The 17,540-nt window shown below is 53.7% G+C and carries 15 protein-coding genes and 1 pseudogene; 8 read left to right on the forward strand and 8 right to left on the reverse strand.

Features of this window, described 5'->3' with window-relative positions; translation table 11 throughout:
* Window positions 1–135 precede the first annotated feature (135 nt).
* The 3 genes from abgT to VI01_RS16795 form a co-directional block, all read right to left on the reverse strand.
* Window positions 136–1,656, reverse strand: a complete 1,521-nt coding sequence (gene abgT, locus VI01_RS16785; RefSeq protein ID WP_045815974.1) for a p-aminobenzoyl-glutamate transporter — start codon at window positions 1,654–1,656, stop codon at window positions 136–138.
* Window positions 1,657–1,890: 234 nt separating this feature from the next.
* Window positions 1,891–3,336 (reverse strand): M20 family metallopeptidase, encoded by a 1,446-nt coding sequence (locus VI01_RS16790; RefSeq protein ID WP_045815975.1) that lies wholly within the window; start codon window positions 3,334–3,336, stop codon window positions 1,891–1,893.
* Window positions 3,333–4,646, reverse strand: coding sequence for an amidohydrolase (locus tag VI01_RS16795; protein WP_045815976.1), 1,314 nt, complete (start codon window positions 4,644–4,646; stop codon window positions 3,333–3,335). The genes VI01_RS16790 and VI01_RS16795 overlap by 4 nt, the downstream gene beginning before the upstream one ends.
* A gap of 114 nt (window positions 4,647–4,760) precedes the next feature.
* Between VI01_RS16795 and VI01_RS16800 the strand changes: the two genes are divergently transcribed.
* From VI01_RS16800 to yjdN, 4 genes and pseudogenes are all read left to right on the forward strand, one after another.
* The gene (locus VI01_RS16800; protein ID WP_038643576.1) at window positions 4,761–5,663 is read left to right on the forward strand and encodes a LysR family transcriptional regulator; all 903 of its coding nucleotides are present in this window, start codon (window positions 4,761–4,763) and stop codon (window positions 5,661–5,663) included.
* Window positions 5,664–5,902: 239 nt separating this feature from the next.
* Entirely contained in the window at window positions 5,903–6,604 is a 702-nt protein-coding gene (locus VI01_RS16805) for a hypothetical protein (RefSeq protein WP_045815977.1), read from the forward strand.
* A 225-nt stretch (window positions 6,605–6,829) separates the two neighbouring features.
* Window positions 6,830–6,994, forward strand: a pseudogene (locus VI01_RS25755) (LysR family transcriptional regulator); the annotation flags it as partial.
* Between the two features lie 78 nt (window positions 6,995–7,072).
* Window positions 7,073–7,504, forward strand: a complete 432-nt coding sequence (gene yjdN / locus VI01_RS16815) for a VOC family metalloprotein YjdN (protein WP_038643575.1) — start codon at window positions 7,073–7,075, stop codon at window positions 7,502–7,504.
* Window positions 7,505–7,618: 114 nt separating this feature from the next.
* Here yjdN and VI01_RS16820 read toward each other — a convergent pair whose 3' ends face one another.
* Window positions 7,619–8,479, reverse strand: coding sequence for a nucleoside-specific channel-forming protein Tsx (locus VI01_RS16820; RefSeq protein WP_045815979.1), 861 nt, complete (start codon window positions 8,477–8,479; stop codon window positions 7,619–7,621).
* 286 nt (window positions 8,480–8,765) lie between these two features.
* Here VI01_RS16820 and VI01_RS16825 point away from each other — a divergent pair, with 286 nt between their 5' ends.
* Window positions 8,766–9,026 carry a hypothetical protein gene (locus VI01_RS16825; RefSeq protein WP_045815980.1) on the forward strand — a complete coding sequence of 87 codons (261 nt, stop codon included), beginning with the start codon at window positions 8,766–8,768 and terminating at the stop codon, window positions 9,024–9,026.
* On the opposite strand, the gene VI01_RS16830 is transcribed toward VI01_RS16825, so the two are convergent.
* On the reverse strand, window positions 9,013–10,371 hold the full coding sequence (locus VI01_RS16830) for a HAMP domain-containing sensor histidine kinase (RefSeq protein WP_045815981.1): 1,359 nt from the start codon (window positions 10,369–10,371) through the stop codon (window positions 9,013–9,015). The genes VI01_RS16825 and VI01_RS16830 overlap by 14 nt on opposite strands.
* Window positions 10,368–11,027: a response regulator gene (locus tag VI01_RS16835; RefSeq protein ID WP_045815982.1), complete on the reverse strand. Its 660-nt coding sequence runs from the start codon at window positions 11,025–11,027 to the stop codon at window positions 10,368–10,370. The genes VI01_RS16830 and VI01_RS16835 overlap by 4 nt, the downstream gene beginning before the upstream one ends.
* A gap of 291 nt (window positions 11,028–11,318) precedes the next feature.
* On the opposite strand from VI01_RS16835, the gene VI01_RS16840 reads away from it, so the two are divergent.
* The 3 genes from VI01_RS16840 (at window position 11,319) to VI01_RS16850 (ending at window position 14,080) form a co-directional block, all read left to right on the forward strand.
* Window positions 11,319–11,687: a helix-turn-helix domain-containing protein gene (locus VI01_RS16840; RefSeq protein ID WP_034826803.1), complete on the forward strand. Its 369-nt coding sequence runs from the start codon at window positions 11,319–11,321 to the stop codon at window positions 11,685–11,687.
* Between the two features lie 179 nt (window positions 11,688–11,866).
* Window positions 11,867–12,757: a LysR family transcriptional regulator gene (locus VI01_RS16845; protein ID WP_045816010.1), complete on the forward strand. Its 891-nt coding sequence runs from the start codon at window positions 11,867–11,869 to the stop codon at window positions 12,755–12,757.
* Window positions 12,758–12,868: 111 nt separating this feature from the next.
* The gene (locus tag VI01_RS16850) at window positions 12,869–14,080 is read left to right on the forward strand and encodes an MFS transporter (RefSeq protein WP_045815983.1); all 1,212 of its coding nucleotides are present in this window, start codon (window positions 12,869–12,871) and stop codon (window positions 14,078–14,080) included.
* 142 nt (window positions 14,081–14,222) lie between these two features.
* Here the strand turns inward: VI01_RS16850 and VI01_RS16855 are convergent, their stop codons facing one another.
* Window positions 14,223–16,613: a glucose/quinate/shikimate family membrane-bound PQQ-dependent dehydrogenase gene (locus VI01_RS16855; RefSeq protein WP_038649714.1), complete on the reverse strand. Its 2,391-nt coding sequence runs from the start codon at window positions 16,611–16,613 to the stop codon at window positions 14,223–14,225.
* A gap of 283 nt (window positions 16,614–16,896) precedes the next feature.
* On the reverse strand, window positions 16,897–17,496 hold the full coding sequence (locus VI01_RS16860) for a hypothetical protein (protein ID WP_045815984.1): 600 nt from the start codon (window positions 17,494–17,496) through the stop codon (window positions 16,897–16,899).
* Window positions 17,497–17,540 lie beyond the last annotated feature (44 nt).

Raw genomic sequence — 17,540 nt, forward strand, 5'->3', positions numbered from 1 at the left:
AATAATTAACCGTTAGCAAGCGAAGGAATAGCAGGATAATCAATTCATCGCGGGTTGCCGAGAGGGGCAACGGTGACATTTTCGCAATCTACGTTGCAGTTCACAGAAGTGTGATCGCCGTCCATGGCGATGCATTTAGTGCAGGCTCGGGTAGACGCCTGGACCAATCGGTAAACCTAGTGCGTACCATGCCAGCAGCAGCACGATCCAGCTGATAAAGAACACCACAGGATACGGGAAGATCAGCACATAATAGGTACCAAGTTGCGCATCTTTTTGGTATCGCTGCAGGAATCCAAGGAACAGTGGCAGGAACGGCGACATTGGCGCCAGTGGCAATACGGCAGAATCCGCGATGCGGAAAATCATCTGGGCAAATGCCGGATGGAAGCCGAGCAGCATAAACATCGGCACGAATACCGGCGCCAGAATCGACCAGATGGCCGAGCCGCTGGCGATAAACATGCACAGAAATGCCGACAGGAACATCAAACCGAGGAACGCGGGCGCGCCACTGATGCCGGCACTTTCCAGCATATCGGTCAGACCGATCGCCATGAATTTGCCCATGTTGCTCCAGTTAAAGAAGGCGACAAACTGTGACAGCGGGAACACCATCACAATAAAGCCTGCCATGCTCTTCATCGGATCCACCAGCAGCTGTGGGATGTCATCAGCCCGACGAATCTGCTTTGTCACCGCGCCGTAAGCAATCGCCACCACAAAGAAGAACAGGATGATGATCGGCACAATGCCCTGAATAAACGGCGAAGGGATGATACCGCCAGTTTTTGGGTTACGCAGCGGGGCATGTTCCGGCACCACCAGCAGAGCCATCAGCGCGATAAATACCAGTGCGGCAATCCCTGCGGCTTTCAGGCCACGGTTCTCCAGTGCGGTCAGCGGCGGCAGGCGATCGTTGTTGACGCCATTCCATACAGGCAGGCGTGGCTCGACGAATTTATCAGTAAGGATGGCACCGGCAATCGTCAGCACAATCACCGAGCTGGCCATAAAGAACCAGTTATCGATCACACTCACGTGCACGGTATCGCTCACCGCTTTCGCCGCTTCGGTACTGATGCCGGAGAGCAGCACGTCGGTGGTAACGATCAGCAGGTTGGCGGTAAAGCCGGAAGCCACACCCGCGATAGCCGCCAGTAAACCCGCCACCGGATGACGACCCACGGCGAGGAAGATCAGCGCGCCCAGCGGTGGCATCACCACCAGCGCGGCATCGGATGAGATATGGCTGAAGAAGGCGATAAACAGCACCATATAGCTGGCGTAGCGGCGGCTCACGCGTGAGGCCATCTTCACCATCAGCGATTGCAGCAGGCCGACTTTCTCCGCCAGGCCCGCACCAATCACCAGCGCCAGAATCGAGCCCAGTGGGGTAAAGCCGCTGAAGTTTTTGATGATGTTCGGCAGAATCCATTGAATCCCTGCCACGCTCAGCAGATTGTTGACCCGCACCAATTCGCCATTGGTGGGATTTTTCACTGCCAGATCGAAATAGCTGATAATCGCGGTGGCGACCATCAATACCACGATCAAATAGACAAACAGTAAGAACGGGTTGGGCACTTTATTGCCGACCCGCTCAATCCAGCTAAACAGCTTCCCTGGGCTGCGGTTCTCCGTGGTCACTTCCATCGGTATTTCCTCGTCATGTCTGTTGTATTTGCATGCCCGCGTTGGGGCTGTCATTTTTATAGTGTTTTGGCTATTTCTGGGCGCATAAATGCGCCCACTACAACTGCGGTAAACCTCCAATTGCGGCATGCCCCATAACTGCAGCAAACCTACAATTGCGGTACAACCCATCACTGCGCCCAAGCCCCGCAGTGTGCGCATTTCTGCGCACTGAATCTGAGCACCGCGTTTATTTCAGGATGACAACTTCGATGGCGTCACATCCGCCGGAATTGGGCAGTTATAAGGCTGTTCGCTGCGTACGCGACGGAACTCTTCTGTGCAGCGTGCCAGTGCTTCTTCATCCTGTAACAAGGTCAGCGCGGTGGCGGCCATGACTTTGGCAGCCAGGCACATGCCTTTGTGGCCTAGCGAGGTGCGACCCTGCGCCACCAGTTGCCAGGTGTGCAGCGGCGTACCAAAGGCGAAGCAGGGCGCAAAGCACTGCGCGGTTGGCGTCACCCAACTCACATCGCCGACATCGGTTGAGCCATACAGCAACTCACGCGTCACGGCGTAGGGTGCCACTTCGTCCATCAAAATTTTGTCGCCCAGCGCCTCGGTCCAGGCGATACCGGCTTCACCGCCAGTGCGCGCTGCGTTCAAACGCGCATTGCGCAGATCGTCCTTTGTTAGCGTGGCACGAATCTCGGCGGCGAACTGCTGCTCCTCCGCGCTGTACTCGGGCAAGCCAAACTGATGCAAGTTGCGCTCCATTACCGCTTCCAGCGCGCGATTGGGAACGTAATTAGAGCAGGCTTTGTCGAAGCGTACCGTCATGGTGGTGTCGGTCATCAGGGCCGCGCCTTTGGCGATGTTGATTACCCGCTGATAGATATCCTGTGCCTGATCGAGTTCTGGCGCGCGAATCAGATACAGCACTTCAGCATCGGCTTGCACTACATTGGGGGAGACGCCGCCGGTATTGGTCACGGCGTAGTGTACGCGCGCTTCCTGCACAATGTGCTCGCGCAGGAAGTTGGCACCGGTGTTCATCAGCGTCACGGCATCCAGCGCACTGCGTCCCAGATGCGGTGAGTTAGCCGCGTGTGCAGCTACGCCTTTGAAGTGAAAAGCGGCCTGGATATTAGCGAGCGTGCTGAGATTGAACATGCCGCTGAAACCTTCGGGATGCCAGGTCACTGCCGCGTCGACATCATCAAACAGGCCTTCGCGCACCATGAAGGTTTTGCCGGAACCGCCTTCCTCGCCCGGACAGCCGTAAAAGCGCAGTGTGCCGCGTTGGCCGTTTTCGGCCCACCATGCCTTGATGGCAAAGGCAGCGGCCAGTCCGGCGGTGCCCAGCAGATTATGGCCGCAGCCGTGCCCATTGCCGTTTTCCACCAGCGGTTGTGGTGTGGCACAGCCTGATTGCTGGCTCAAACCGGCCAACGCATCAAACTCACCAAGGATGGCAATCACCGGCTTACCGCTGCCGATGCTGGCGATAAAGGCGGTGTCGATGTTGCCCACACCACGTTCAACGGTAAAGCCTTCCTGCTCCAGCGCATCGGCCAGAATCGCCGCGGATTGCGTCTCTTCAAAGCGCGTTTCGGGTACATCCCAGATCGCATCGCTGAGGGCAGTAAAGCGCGGCTGGTTTTCGTTGATGTAATGATCGATAAAGTCGTGATGGCTCATCGCTGGCCTCCAAACTGCGCCTGATTCAGCGCTAAGGTGGCGAGCGTTTGCACTGCGGTGGCCATGATCGCTTCGTCAAAATCGAACTTCGCGTTGTGGTGGCCTGCCGCCAGGTCGCAGCCGAAGATCACATACGATGACTGGCCGCCGCGCTGCTGCACGCGCTCCAGCATGTAAGTGGCATCTTCTGAACCGGCGGCCTGCTTTTTGGTGTCAATCACCGAGCTGAAAATCCCCATGGCATCGGCCTGCTGATGAATAAAGTCGACCCACGGCTGACTAGGGGTGCAGCTGCGCGCGCCGCCCATCAGTTTGATGTCGTACTCAACGCCATACATCGCTGCCGCGCCGGAAATCACGCGCAGGGCCTGCTGATAGATGTCGTCATTGACCTGATTGCTGACGCCACGGGTCTCCACTTTCATCAGGGCATAATCGGGTACCACGTTGCGTCCGGATCCCGCCTGCAACACACCCACGTTGACGCGAGCTACACCGCCGCTGTGTTGTGGCAGGTTGTGTAACGCCAGTGTGGCTTGCGCGGCGGCCAGCAAGGCGTTACGACCCTCTTCTGGTTTACCGCCCGCATGGGCACCTACGCCGGTGAAATTGACATCCAGTTTGGTGGTGGCCAGGAAGCTATCGCTGCCGCAAACGATTTCGCCTGCGGGCACGCCTGTGCCGAGATGGATAGCGGTAAACAGATCCACATCATCCACCACGCCCGCAGCGACCATGGCTTTTGCACCGCGCACACCTTCTTCCGCTGGCTGAAAGATAATTTTAATCGTGCCGCTGAGCTGATCTTTCATCTCCATCAACACGCCCGCCAGCGCCAGGCCGATAGTGGTATGGCCGTCGTGGCCGCAGGCGTGCATCATGCCGGAATTGCAGGAGGCAAAACCTTCGCGAGTGGGGATGTGGTCAGCATCGCGGCTTTCGTTCTGGTCCAGCGCATCCATATCGACACGAAAACCCATCACCGGGCCGGGACGGCCGGTCTCCAGCGTGGCGACCACGCCGCAGAAACCACCCGAGAAGTGTGAAATCCACTGTGGCAGGGCGCCTTGCTCCAGTGCACGAGCTTCCTGCTGCGCCAGCACTTCATCAGAAGGCAGTCCCATGCGCGCATCGGCATCGATCACTTCACGGCCCAGCTTAAGCTGATAACCAAGACGATGCAGCTCTTCTGCCACTATCGTTGCGGTACGGAACTCCAGCCAGCCCGATTCGGCAAAATGGTGCAGATCGCGACGCCAGCTTTGCATCTGTGGAATCCGCGCGTTGACGAGGTCGGAGAGGGTTTTCATAGGCATATCCTTTGTGTTGGTTTTTTATGCATTATCCCGAATCTACACAATGGTATTGGTGCGCATAAGATGCGAATATCTTGTCACTGATAAACAACGGTTATCACAAAAATTATGCCTGCCAACCTTAAACTTCATCAGCTGCGCGCCTTTGTCGATGTGGCCCGCCAGGGCAGTATTCGCGCTGCCAGCCGCTTATCGGGACTTTCACAGCCTGCGCTGACCAAAGCGATTCAGGAACTGGAATTGGCACTCGGTGCGCGCTTGTTCGAACGTCGTCAGCAGGGCGTCACGCTGACGGATATCGGTGATAACTTTTTCCGCCACGCCAGTCTGGTGCTGGAAGAGCTACGTGTGGCGCAGGAAGATATTCAGCAGCGATTGGGATTGGCGGGTGGAAGAGTGAATATCGGCGTGGGCGGCAGCATTGCGCGTACCATCATGCCGCAGGTGATCACTCAGTTTCATCGTGAATATCCGCTGGTGAAGGTGCGCATTGTTGAGGGGCAACTGGTGTCGATGGTGCATGAATTGCGGCAGGGCGCGCTGGATTTCACCATTAATACCTACGATCAGCATCACCTGGATCAGGAGCTGATCTTTGAAAGACTGATGCAGCGCGACTATCAGGTGGTGATGCGCAAAGGGCACCCGATGGCGCATGCCCGCTCGTTAGCGGAATTGCAGCACTGCGACTGGACCATGCCAACGCCGCAGGGCAGCTATTACCGCTTGCTGCACGATCTGTTTGGCGAACGCGGTATGGCACCAAAGATCGTAGTGACCTGCGAAACCTTTATGGCCTGCACCAGCCTGGTCGCGAAAAGTGACTTTGTCAGCATTATCTCGCGTGATGTCATCGAAGATCCGACGCACGGTGGCCAGCTCATTGCCCTCGATCTTGACGATCCGCTGCCGAAAGCGACTTTCTATTTGATCCAGCGAAAAGACACCGCGCTGACGCCCATGAGTGCTTACATGGCTCAGCTGTTCCGGCGCTATTGTCAACAAAGGTAAGAGTGCGGCCTGGCTCGCAGCGAATGAAAATGATTGTGTGAAACCTCATAAAACCACAAAGTAACTGTGTGTTATTGGTTGCTTTTGCTTTATATTAATGAATCTATTGATATTAACAATAAATTTTCATCCTGGATTTTTCAAATTATATAATGGTGAGAATTTCATGAGGTGACCCGCTTGGTAAAATATGAGTGTTCAATGGACTTTCACTCGGTCATAAACACAAGGAGCGACAAATGCAGTACAGGACTGAAGTTATTTCTTATTTACAATCCAACAAAATCTTATCGTTGAAGCTAGATCATGCAGTTTCTGAAGTAAGCGAGCAAGTGGTTAAACAGATTAAAACTTTAGGTGCAGGTTCTCAACGTATATTGTTTTATGCGTCTTGCTTTACTGAAGAATACCTGGATGTATGTCAGCAACAGAAATCTGAGGACATCAGGTTTTTATTGGGTATAACTAAATTAATCGAAAATAATAATATTATCTTTGATATGCTTAAACTCTATTTCGATGAAGTTTTCAGATTCAAAAATTATGAGCAATTAGAAAATATTAATAAATATCTGATGGCGTTAAACGTACGCATTTCCGTCAGCACTTTAACAGGTGCTGGCTTGGCGCTATCCGTAGCAACCGTGGTAGCGCTGAGTATAAATATGAGGCTTGAAATGAGCGCGCTGGCTGGGCGAAGAGTGGGCGCGATAGCTGGACTGGTCAGCATATATGGCATAGTTCAGAAAGCAGCAGATTGTGCCCATTATCTGCAACTCAGGTTTCCTAACTACTACGCTGCACTTTATACCAGAGAACTCGAAATGATGTACTTCCTGATTGAGCCTATATTTGTGCGTTCAGGAGCATACAGAGGAGAAAATGTTTCCGAATATGAGTTGGCTAGAATTATCAACCGGATGATCAATAATCATGATTAACTATTTAAAGAGGTTTATAAAATGGCAGTTTAAATTTTTATTTTCATATTATGGACCTGCGTTGCTAACCATCATCTTTGGCGTTGTTTTTGTGCATTACTTTCCTCAGGGGCCTATTTGGCCAGTGGGGGCTTTTGCCCTTCTCATGGTTATCCTCGTTTTTCGTTATTTGAAATAAAAAATTGGCTTATCGCATATCTTTAAGAGTGAAAGTGATTTTTCCACGATTTAATTAAAGATCCCACGCACGGTGGCCAGCTCATTGCCCTCGATCTTGACGACCCGCTGCCGAAAGCCACCTTCTATATGATCCAGCGAAAAGACACCGCGCTGACGCCAATGAGTGCATACATGGCTCAGCTGTTCCGCCGCTATTGTCAACAAAGGTAAGAGTGCGGCCTGGCTCGCAGCTGATTACTTATTGCCCACTACACTTGCACTGGACGTTCCAATTGTGGAGAACTGACCATGCAAATTACACCTTATGTGTTTTACAACGGCCGCTGTGAAGAGGCGATCGCCTTCTATCTCGCGGCCACTGACGGCGAATTGCTGTTCAAAATGACTTTCGGTGATATGCCGGATGAAACCCCTGTTGAGGATGAAGGCTGCCCCTCTGGCGCCACCTTCTCGCCAGAACAAATCATGCATGCCCATTTACGTATCGGACAGGGTGAATTGATGATGAGTGATGGTGCACAACAAACAGACTACGCCGGATTTTCCGTGAGTCTATCCACGCCAGATGAAGCGCAGGGAAAACGCTGGTTTGATGCGTTGTCAGCGGGTGGGGAAGTGACGAAAAAGTGGGAACCGACGTTTTGGGCGCACGGTTTTGGCATGTTTACCGATAAATTCGGGGTGCCCTGGATGGTGAATGCTTATAAACCGCAAATTTGACGGCCCGGTTTTTTACAGCCCGTCAGCAACGTTGCGGCGCAATTTAATGCACTTCTGAAGCGATATTAAGGCTTAAGAAACACGCGAAAATTGCGCCGCTATAGCATCAGCGTATTAGAAGTTGTAACCCACGACCAGGTAGTAACCCCAGCCCGTCGATTTCACTTCAAACGGACCGTTGCCGAAGTTCAGCTCCTGACCATCCGCCCACTGGCCGCCATTGTGGAAATAACGTGCCACGGTAGAAACGTGCCAGTGATCGTAGTTCAGCGAAAGAATATGGCTGGATGCGATCGAGTTGCTGGTACGGCCAGAAGCATCACCCAGATCGGAACCCCAGTCGAAGTTGGTGAAGCCGATGTAGCTCAGCTTGCCGCCCCACAGATCGGTAATCGGCACAAAGTATTTCACTTTGAAGCGATATCCATCCCAGCTATTTTCGTTCGCTGCACCGTAGTTCTGCCACTGGTATTTTGCATAAACGTTCAGAGACAGGCCGATATCGCTATGGGTATCGATGTCGGTACCCAGACCCATGTACCAGGTATTCTGACGCTGTGAAGCGTTGCGACCCATGTCATAGATATAGTTATTCGCGAAGTACCACTCTTTAAACGGACCAAATGCCAGGCTGGTGCCGGTCAGTTTATCAATTGAGAAACGTGGCTCAATTTCCATGAACAGCGGCGAACCGTGGTCGAAAATGCCGTTAGCGTTGCTGTTACCCACGCCAAAGAAGTTGGTCAAATCCGCATAGCCGTAGAAATCGAACCAGTCTTTTTTAGCAAAGGCTTCGTATTCGAGATACACGTCATTGTTGAACTGCGGTCCGAAGCGGGTGTGGGTGCTACCCACCACGTTAACGCTCTGGTGCCACCAGTCTGAAAGATACTGCGGATCGCTGTCTGCCGCTTGTGCCGCGCCGGTCCAGCTGCTGGCCAGTAAGGCCCCTGCTATCAATGCTTTAAATTTCATTATTTTATTAACCACATGCTAGTGATTGCTGCGGTTACGCCGCAATCGAGTGAAATCGATCCCAGGGGATGGGCCGTGTGTTGTTTTTATCCGGTCTGAATCGCCGAATTTTCAAATGTGCGTAATGTGCCTGTAACAGAGCGATAGGAAATAGATTTTGATCACGTTTGTCAAAATTTGTTGCATTTTGATTCACTGAATATGTGACTATGATCACATAAATGCTGTGTAACGAACGGAACCCCGCAACCGTTTACGTTGTCGCGTACGGTGGCAAAGAGGTCAGATGTGGATAAAGGATAGGGCGGCACGATTCATCGTGCGTCTTTGGAATTTAATAGCGGAAAAATGTGTGATTCATCGCGTGCCGAGGGAGTTTAATGATGTGGAAAATGACCCAAAGCCCAAAGCCCAAAGCCCAAAGCCCAAAGCCCAAAGCCCCAGGCCAAAGCTCAAGGCCAAAGCTCAAAGCCCAATAGCCGATACCCCCGCCGCTACCACGCTTGATATTCAAGGCGGTAGCGACACGCTGGTCATGGCAAGGTAACGCGTACCTGCAGGCCGGAAATCTGCCCCTGGGCGTTATGGCAGTTAGACAGCGCGACCTGCATCTGATGCTTCTGCGCCACGCTGCGCACAATCGACAGACCTAAACCGCTGCCTTGCGCCTGCACATCTGGCGAACGGGTGAAGCGATCAAAAGCGCGTTCGATAAAGGATTCCGGCATGCCTGGCCCGTTATCAACGATATCCACCACCGTGTGGTTACCAACACGATGCAGCAGCACATCCACCAGGCTGCCTTCCGGGGTGTGCAACATCGCGTTGCCGATCAGGTTATCAAACAGGCTACGCAAATCGGAACGGCTGGCGTGCAGGCGATAGTGCGTGGTGCCATTAAATCCGATATCAATACCGCGTTTATCGGCGACGACCATCAACTGCTCAATGCTCTCTTTCAGCAGATCATCGAGCTGTATGGTTTCCACCGTGGCCACCACCGACTGATCTTCCTGGCGCGAGATATTCAGCAACTGCGTCACCAGATGGCGCGTCCGCGTGACGCCCGCTTCCAGCTGATCAAACTGACGGCTGGCTTCACCCGGCTGAATGTGCTGGCGCAGATTTTCCAGCTGTAAGGTGACCGCGGTGACCGGTGTGCGCAGTTCATGGGCGGCATCTTCAAGGAACTGGCGCTGTGATGACCATGCCGCACGCAGTTTATCCAGCAATGAGTTGTAGGCCGCCACCAGCGGCAGCACTTCATCCGGTAAGCCATCCGGTGACACCGAGTGCGGATGCATCGTCTCCTGAGCCGCAATCTGGCGCGAGGCAACGCGTAAATCCCGCGTGATGGCGCGCACCACCAGCCAGATCACCAACAGTGACAGCGGCATCATCAGTATCAATGGAATGATGGCGGACAACACGCGTTTCACCATCAGACTTTTCATGTAACCGATGTTGTGCAGTACCTGAATATTCCCGATTTCACTGCCCAGTTCGCCGGGGCGGGTATACACGCGCCAGTCACAGTCATCGCCACAGTCGCCAACTTTTAAGTCGGACCAGCCTTTTTTCGCCTGCAGCGGCGCCTGTAAGGCAGGCCATGAGCTGGCACGCAGATGATTGTTGGTGTCCCATAACTGAACGATATAAGTGCTTTTCAGCTTCTCTTGCTGCATCACCATGGGCATTAACGCGGGCATGCGCTGACTGGAAGACCAGGCATCGGCGATCTTGGCGAGCTGATCGTCCTTCATGGTACCCATCATGTCGCCATAACAGTGGTAGAAATACCAGGTGACGCCGCCGATCATCGCCAGATGCAGCAGCACCAGCGTGGCGAGCAGTTTGTTACGCAGGGATCGCATAAAGGTGAAAGGTTTCATATTGCCGGTACCCGCCAGCCTAAACCGCGCACGTTGCGAATCACTTCGTTATCGAGCTTGCGGCGCATACCGTGGATCAGCACATCAACAGCGTTACTGGTGACTTCTTCACCCCAGCCATAAATGCGGTTCTCTAATTGTTCGCGTGACAGAATCGCGCCCGGTCGCTCCAGCAGGGCGTAAAGCAGGGCATATTCGCGGGCAGTTAACTGTTCGCGTTGGCCTTTGTACAGCACTTCGCGCGTCATCATATCCAGCTGCACATCGCCACTGCCTAACAGGGAATCCGCCGCTCCGTGACGACGTCGGGTGATTGCACGCATGCGCGCCAGTACCTCTTGCAGATCAAAGGGTTTAAGCAAATAGTCATCGGCGCCACTGTCGAGACCCTGAATACGTTGTTGCACCGTGTCACGCGCAGTCAGCACCAGCACGGGCGTCATGTCGCCTCGCGTGCGTGCGCGCTTCAGCACGTGAATACCGTCTTCACGCGGTAAGCCGAGATCGAGCAGCACACAGGTGTAGCCGCCGTCGGCCCAGGCATTGGAGGCATAGACGCCATCACGCACCCAGTCCACTGACCAACCTGCCGCTTCTAACGCCTGCTGCAAGTTGGCGCCAATCATTTCATCATCTTCTACCAGCAGCACACGCATAGTGTTCTCCCAAACTGATGGACGCAGTGTAACGCCAGATAATTAGGCCAGAATTACCCTCAGTCATCCTTCCCGCTACAGATGTGTGAGCAGTGAGCGCTTATCCCGAGACTGACTTAGGCAAGCTCCCGAGGATTCCTACTTTTACTGCCTTTCTGCCGCTGGAATGATTTAGACGGAGTACGCGTTTTCCCCCCTTGCTAATTCTGCGCTAATTTTCTGCTAATTAAGGGATAAATTTAACGCGCTACAGTGACTGCACTGGACATTTTGTCGAAGCAGGAGGTTCCCATGAATCAGCGCGAATTTATCCGTAGTTTGCTGGACTGGATTGAAGACAACTTAGGTCACGATTTGCATCTGGATGAAGTAGCACGCCGCTCGGGATACTCCCGCTGGCATCTGCAGCGTCTATTCCGTCAGCACACCGGTTTTTCTCTGGCAGAGTACATCCGTCAGCGTCGGTTAACTGAGTCAGCGCTCACGCTGATCAACAGCGACGAAGCGATTTTGCAGGTGGCGATGAGCTACGGCTTTGATACGCAGCAGGCGTATACCCGCACCTTTAAGAACTATTTCAGCGTCACGCCGGGCCAATTGCGTCGTCAGCGCCGCGTTGAACAGGAACGTCTGTTGTTCCCGCTGGCGGTGGCCAGTTGATCGATGACGCTGAGATTGATCTGCACAGAAGACGTAGCGGCGCAATTTATTGCGCAGTAAATCGCGTAGGGATTGCGCGATAAATTACGCCGCTCCACCACGTTCGCTGATTAAATTCGGTGCTTATTGCGGCTTTTACTTTTAAGCTGCTGTTCTCCGTTTGTTACCCACCAGAGAACATGGACAACAGCGATAATCTCACCGCCATGATGCTGTTTGCGCGCGTCGTTGAGCGGCAAAGCTTTAGCGAAGCCGCGCGCACCTTAGGCGTCTCTAAATCGCATGTCAGTCGCGAAATCGCGCGGCTGGAAGTGCGGCTCGGCATCAAACTGTTGCAGCGCACCACGCGGAAAGTCGCATTGACCGAGTTGGGTCAGGCTTACTATCCGTTTTGTACTCGCATGCTGGAGGAGATGCACCGCGCCGATGCGTTTGTGCAGCAGGTTCATCAACTGCCCGCGGGTAATGTGCGCTTGCAGGCACCGATTACCTTTGGCTGTCAGTGCGTCGTTCCCACTCTGAATGACTTTATCCGCCGCCACATTCATATCAACGTCGATCTCGAATTGACCACCAGCGACGACCCGCAGCCCAGCGCAGATGTGGCGATAGTGATTCGTGCGCGTGCGCCGGAAGTGGCCAATTATCGCGAGCTGAGCACCATCGAGTGGGGACTCTATGCCACACCGGAGTATCTGGCGGCGCATCCTGCTATCGACCATCCTGAACGCCTGACGCGGCATGATTTGTTGCTGTTTCACGGCCCCGCGCACACGGCCGCACTGCCGTTTCGTCGTGAAAAACAGCGGCTGGCGCTGGATGTGCACAGCCGTTTTCGTGCCAACAACAGTATGGCGCTGCTAAATGCGGCTCTGGCGGGCACCGGCATTGCTTATCTGCCTGCGTATATGACGCAGGACGCCCTGCGGCGGGATGAAATCCAACAGGTACTGCCCGAATGGCAAATGGACCGCTTACACAGTTATTTGTTGCTTAAAGAGCAGCCGCAACCCTCATCACCCGTGACGCTACTGTGTGATGCATTGATCACGGCACTCAGCGGCAACTGATTGTTGTTTGCTGGCAACAATACTGCGCTGGTTGGCAAATATCCCTCCCTCCCTGTTTTAAGTCGTGCTCCCCTGTTAGCCTGCTAAAAAAAGCAATAACAGGGAATCACTATGTCGCAATCATCAACCGTGTTAGCGCCTGAGCAGCAACACTGGAAGCGTAATTTGTTTGTCTGCGTGCTGGGTTCGTTCAGCACCATTGTGGCGATGACGTTGCTGCTGCCATTTCTGCCACTTTATGTGCAGCAACTTGGCGTGCAGGAACCTGCCGCGATTGCGCGCTGGTCGGGTGCTGCGTATGGTGCCACTTTCCTCAGCGCCGCGTTAACCGCGCCGTTGTGGGGCAAACTGGCGGATCGCTATGGCCGAAAACTGATGTTGATCCGTGCCAGCCTCGGGATGGCGATTGCCATGTCGCTGATTGGTATGGCGACGGCGCCGTGGCAACTGGTTGCTTTGCGTTTGCTGGCGGGATTGTTGGGGGGCTACGCATCGGGTTCAACCATCATGGTCGCGGCGCAAACGCCAAAAGAGCAGACGGGTTGGGCGCTTGGCGTGTTGTCCTCCGGCATTATGGCAGGCAACGTGGTGGGGCCACTGCTGGGAGGGGTATTGCCACCGCTGATAGGGATTCGCCACACTTTCTGGCTGACTGGGGCCGTGATTTTCCTCGCCTTCCTTGCTACGACTTTTTTATTAAAAGAAGCACCGCGTCAGCCGGGTAAAAAAGTGGCGCAAACCCACAATGAGAGCGAAACACCGGTCAATCTGCCGCTGGTACGACTGATGTGGCTGTCCGGTATGTTGCTTATTTTCGCCAATATGTCGATTGAACCGATCATCACGCTGTATATCGGTCAATTCGTGCAGGGCGATCATGCGATCACGGTGACGGCGGGCGTGGTGATGGCGGCGGCTGCGCTGGGCAGTATTCTCTCGGCTCCGCGTTTAGGACGCCTGGCGGATCGGGTAGGTCATGGGCGTGTGCTGGTTTACGGCCTGGTTGTTTGTGCCCTGTTGTTGATACCACAGGCATTTATCACCCAAGCCTGGCAACTGGTGCTGCTGCGTTTTCTGATGGGCATGGCGCTGGGCGGTTTGATGCCGTGCGTGACGGCGCTGATTCGCCACAATGTGCCGCAGGGGCAGGTGGGGAAAATGCTGGGTTATTCGACCTCGGCACAATACGTCGGCCAGGTCTCAGGTCCCTTATTTGGCGGGTTTGTCGGCGGTGCTTTCGGTATGCGCCCGGTATTTCTGGCGACCTGTGTGATCATGGCGCTGTGCGCGCTGTTAAATGCGCGAGTGTTAAAAAAGCGGTAGCGGCGCAAGGCACTGCGTTTTGAACAGCTTATAAAACGTCTTTCTGGACACGCCTTAGGCTGGGTTGCGGCTGGAGATGCAGGCCGTAAGACAATAAAAAGGCGGGCTTTGCAGCCCGCCTTTATCACATCAAACCAGAAACTTATTTAGCATCTGGCAGTGCGTAGGCAATGACGTAGTCGCCCAGCTTGGTGCCAAACGAACCGTGACCACCCGCAGCAATGACAACGTACTGCTTGCCATCCACTTCATAGGTCATCGGTGTTGCCTGGCCACCGGCTGGCAGACGTGCCTGCCACAGCATTTCCCCGGTGTTGGTGTCGAATGCGCGCAGGTAGTTATCCGCCGTCGCACCAATGAAGAACACGTTACCAGCAGTGGTAATTGGGCCGCCCAGCATTGGCATACCCATTTTGAACGGTACCGGAACCGGCGCGCTGTCGCGAACGGTACCGATACGTTTTTTCCACACGGTTTCGTTGGTTTTCAGGTCAACCGCTGAGACATAGCCCCATGCCGGTTGTTTACATGGCAGACCCAACGGAGACAGGAACGGATTCAGTTCCACGCCGTACGGAACACCGTACTGCGGCTGGATACCGGTTTCAGTACCTGAACCGCCTTTGTCATCGGCTGGTGGCTCGATCGGGTTACCCGGACCGCGTGGCACCAGTTTAGAGACAAACGGCAGCGCCATTGGGTTCGCAATCGCGATCTGACGATGTGGATCTACCGCGATACCGCCCCACTCGAACATACCGAGGTTACCAGGGAACACCAGCGTACCTTGCTCAGACGGCGGGGTGAACGGACCTTCGTAGCGCAGACGCTTGAAGATCACGCGGCACACCAGCTGGTCGAACATGGTCGCGCCCCACATGTCCTTGTCCGTCAGGTTGTTCTTCGGACGGAAGGTCAGTTCGGAGTACGGCTGAGTTGGGGATACGTGATCACCTTTCGCAGCGCCCTGTGGCACAGGGGTTTCCGGTGCGGGGACAACTGGCTTACCAGTACGGCGATCCAGTACAAAGATGTTACCGGTTTTGGCCGGGGCATAAATCACCGGAACGGTGTTGCCATCTTTATCAGTGATATCGGCCAGCGTCGGTTGTGACGGCAGGTCCATATCCCACAGATCGTGATGCACGGTCTGATACGACCACACCAGCTTACCGGTGGTGGCGTTCAGGGCCAGTACGCTGCTTGCGAAACGTTCCTGGTCAGGCGTGCGGTTACCGCCCCAGATGTCTGGTGTGGTCACGCCCATTGGCAGGAATACGGTATCCAGTTTTGGATCGTAGACCGCCGGTGCCCAGGAGTTCGGCGAGTTCATGGTGAAGGTGTGTTCATCATCTGGAATCGCGTTAGGATCTTTCGCGCCCGGATCGAACACCCACAGCAGTTTACCGGTGTTGACGTCAAAGCCACGAATGGCGCCAGACGGTTCACGGGTTGAGTAGTTATCGGTGACGGCACCCGCGATCACGATAGTGGTATCCGTGATGATCGGTGGTGAAGTCGGCTCATACTGGCCTGGGGTCAGTACGGGCTGTTTGTGCTGCAGATCCAGCTCACCGTTGTTACCAAACGCAGCACAACGTTCACCCGTTTCCGCATCCAGCGCGAACAGGCGACCATCGTTTACCGGCAGGTAAATACGGCGCGAGCACAGCGCAGGTTGGGTATTAGATGCATCGGCAGCAGCAGGCATTTCATGATACGAAACACCACGGCAGGTCACGTGCTGGAAGGTTGGATTCGGTTTGAGGCCCGGATCAAATTTCCACTTCTGCTTACCGGTTTTCGCATCCAGCGCAAACAGAATCTGGTGCGGCGAGCAGAGATACAAGGTGTCGCGGATTTTAATCGGCGTCACTTCGTCGGTGATTTCACCTGGGTCGTTCGGGGTTTTCAGATCGCCCGTCTGGAACTGCCAGGCAACCTGCAACTCTTTCACATTACCGGTGTTGATTTGCTTCAGTGGAGAGAAGCGCGTGCCTTGCTGATCGCGGGCATAAGCAGGCCAGTCAGCATCCTTGATGTTGCTTAGCGGCTGCGCTTGCGGGGCATTATCTGCCGCAGCAGGAATTTCACCGTTCAGCTCTTGTGGATCGTGGAACACTGCCCACGCCAGCACCAGCACGCTGGCAATCAGCGCAACGGCCATCAGACCCAGCGCGCCTTTACCTGCGTGATTCAGACCGCGATATACAAACGGCAGAATCAACCAGATGCCGAAGATCACCAGCACATCGGTACGTGGTGCCAGCGCCCAGAAGTCGAAACCAACTTCCCAAACACCCCACACCAGCGTTGCCAACAGCAACAGTGCATACAGCATGATCGCTGCGCCGCTACGACGCCACAGCAGGATAGCGGTGATCAACATAATCACACCGCCAATAACGTAGTACCAGGAACCACCAATTGCGGCTAGCCATACACCGCCTACCAGCATAAATGCGCCCGTGAGCAGTGCGAACAGCACCGTCAAAAAGCGAATCACGCCAAAAGATGAGGAAGCTTTCCCCATAATATTAACCTCTTTCTTTGCCATAAACTTAAAAGGAAACAACGCATTAGGATGTTTCCCGACATAGAGTACGAAGTGACTTAACATGTTCGATCGCAGCGCTTCCGTTACGCCAGATGATCCCTTTGCGTTAAATTTTATCTTAAAAACGTTAACGGGTTTGATTTTTTTAGTGCTTTGCGCTTGTGGAATGGTAGTAGTGCGACATTTTATGAGGAGATTCTAAAGTTATGCCCGAAGAGATCGGGACATAACGGCAAGAGTCGGAATTTCGTGTAAGCGTTTACACTTCAAACAGGGTGCTGCTGGTGCGTTGTTCCTGCCAACCTGAAAGTTGCAGGTCTTCATAGACAGACAACGGCAGAGCTAATTGCGGAGTACGTAATATCACCTCTGCTTCTCTTTCGCGGCAGGAGCTGAGCAAAAAGGGAAAGCTGAACTTGAGATAATTATCATTGAAGAAATCATCGTTCAGAACAATTCCCCTAAAGGGAAAAGAGGCAATATTCTTCCAGCACGTTCCTGGCGGAGCCAAATCATAAAGCCAGAATGCGTAATGCTGAGCGGCCTCTCGCAATGCCGCTTCATCCTTAACTAAACTGGCATAATTGATGGCAAGGGACACATTTTCCAATTGCAGGCTGGGATAATTTTCCGGCGCCTGTAAAAAGCGCGCAAGACTATTTCCCACTAAAGGGATAATTATTCGCTCGGGCGTATCGGGCAACTGATTGTGCAGTGAAATTATGTTGCTTCCGTTAAGTAATGCTGTGCTTTCCTGTTCACAATGCATAAAGGGGGCTGAATAACACACGCCCATCAGTGCGCCGTCGAGGCGACGGATACGCTCAGTAACATAAGGATTGTATGAACTGTTTTCCATTTATCTCTATGAATAAATTAATTAACTGGAACGTCTTAATTATT

The sequence above is a fragment of the Pantoea sp. SM3 genome, assembly GCF_000963995.1.
Classification (GTDB): Bacteria; Pseudomonadota; Gammaproteobacteria; order Enterobacterales; family Enterobacteriaceae; genus Pantoea; species Pantoea rwandensis_B.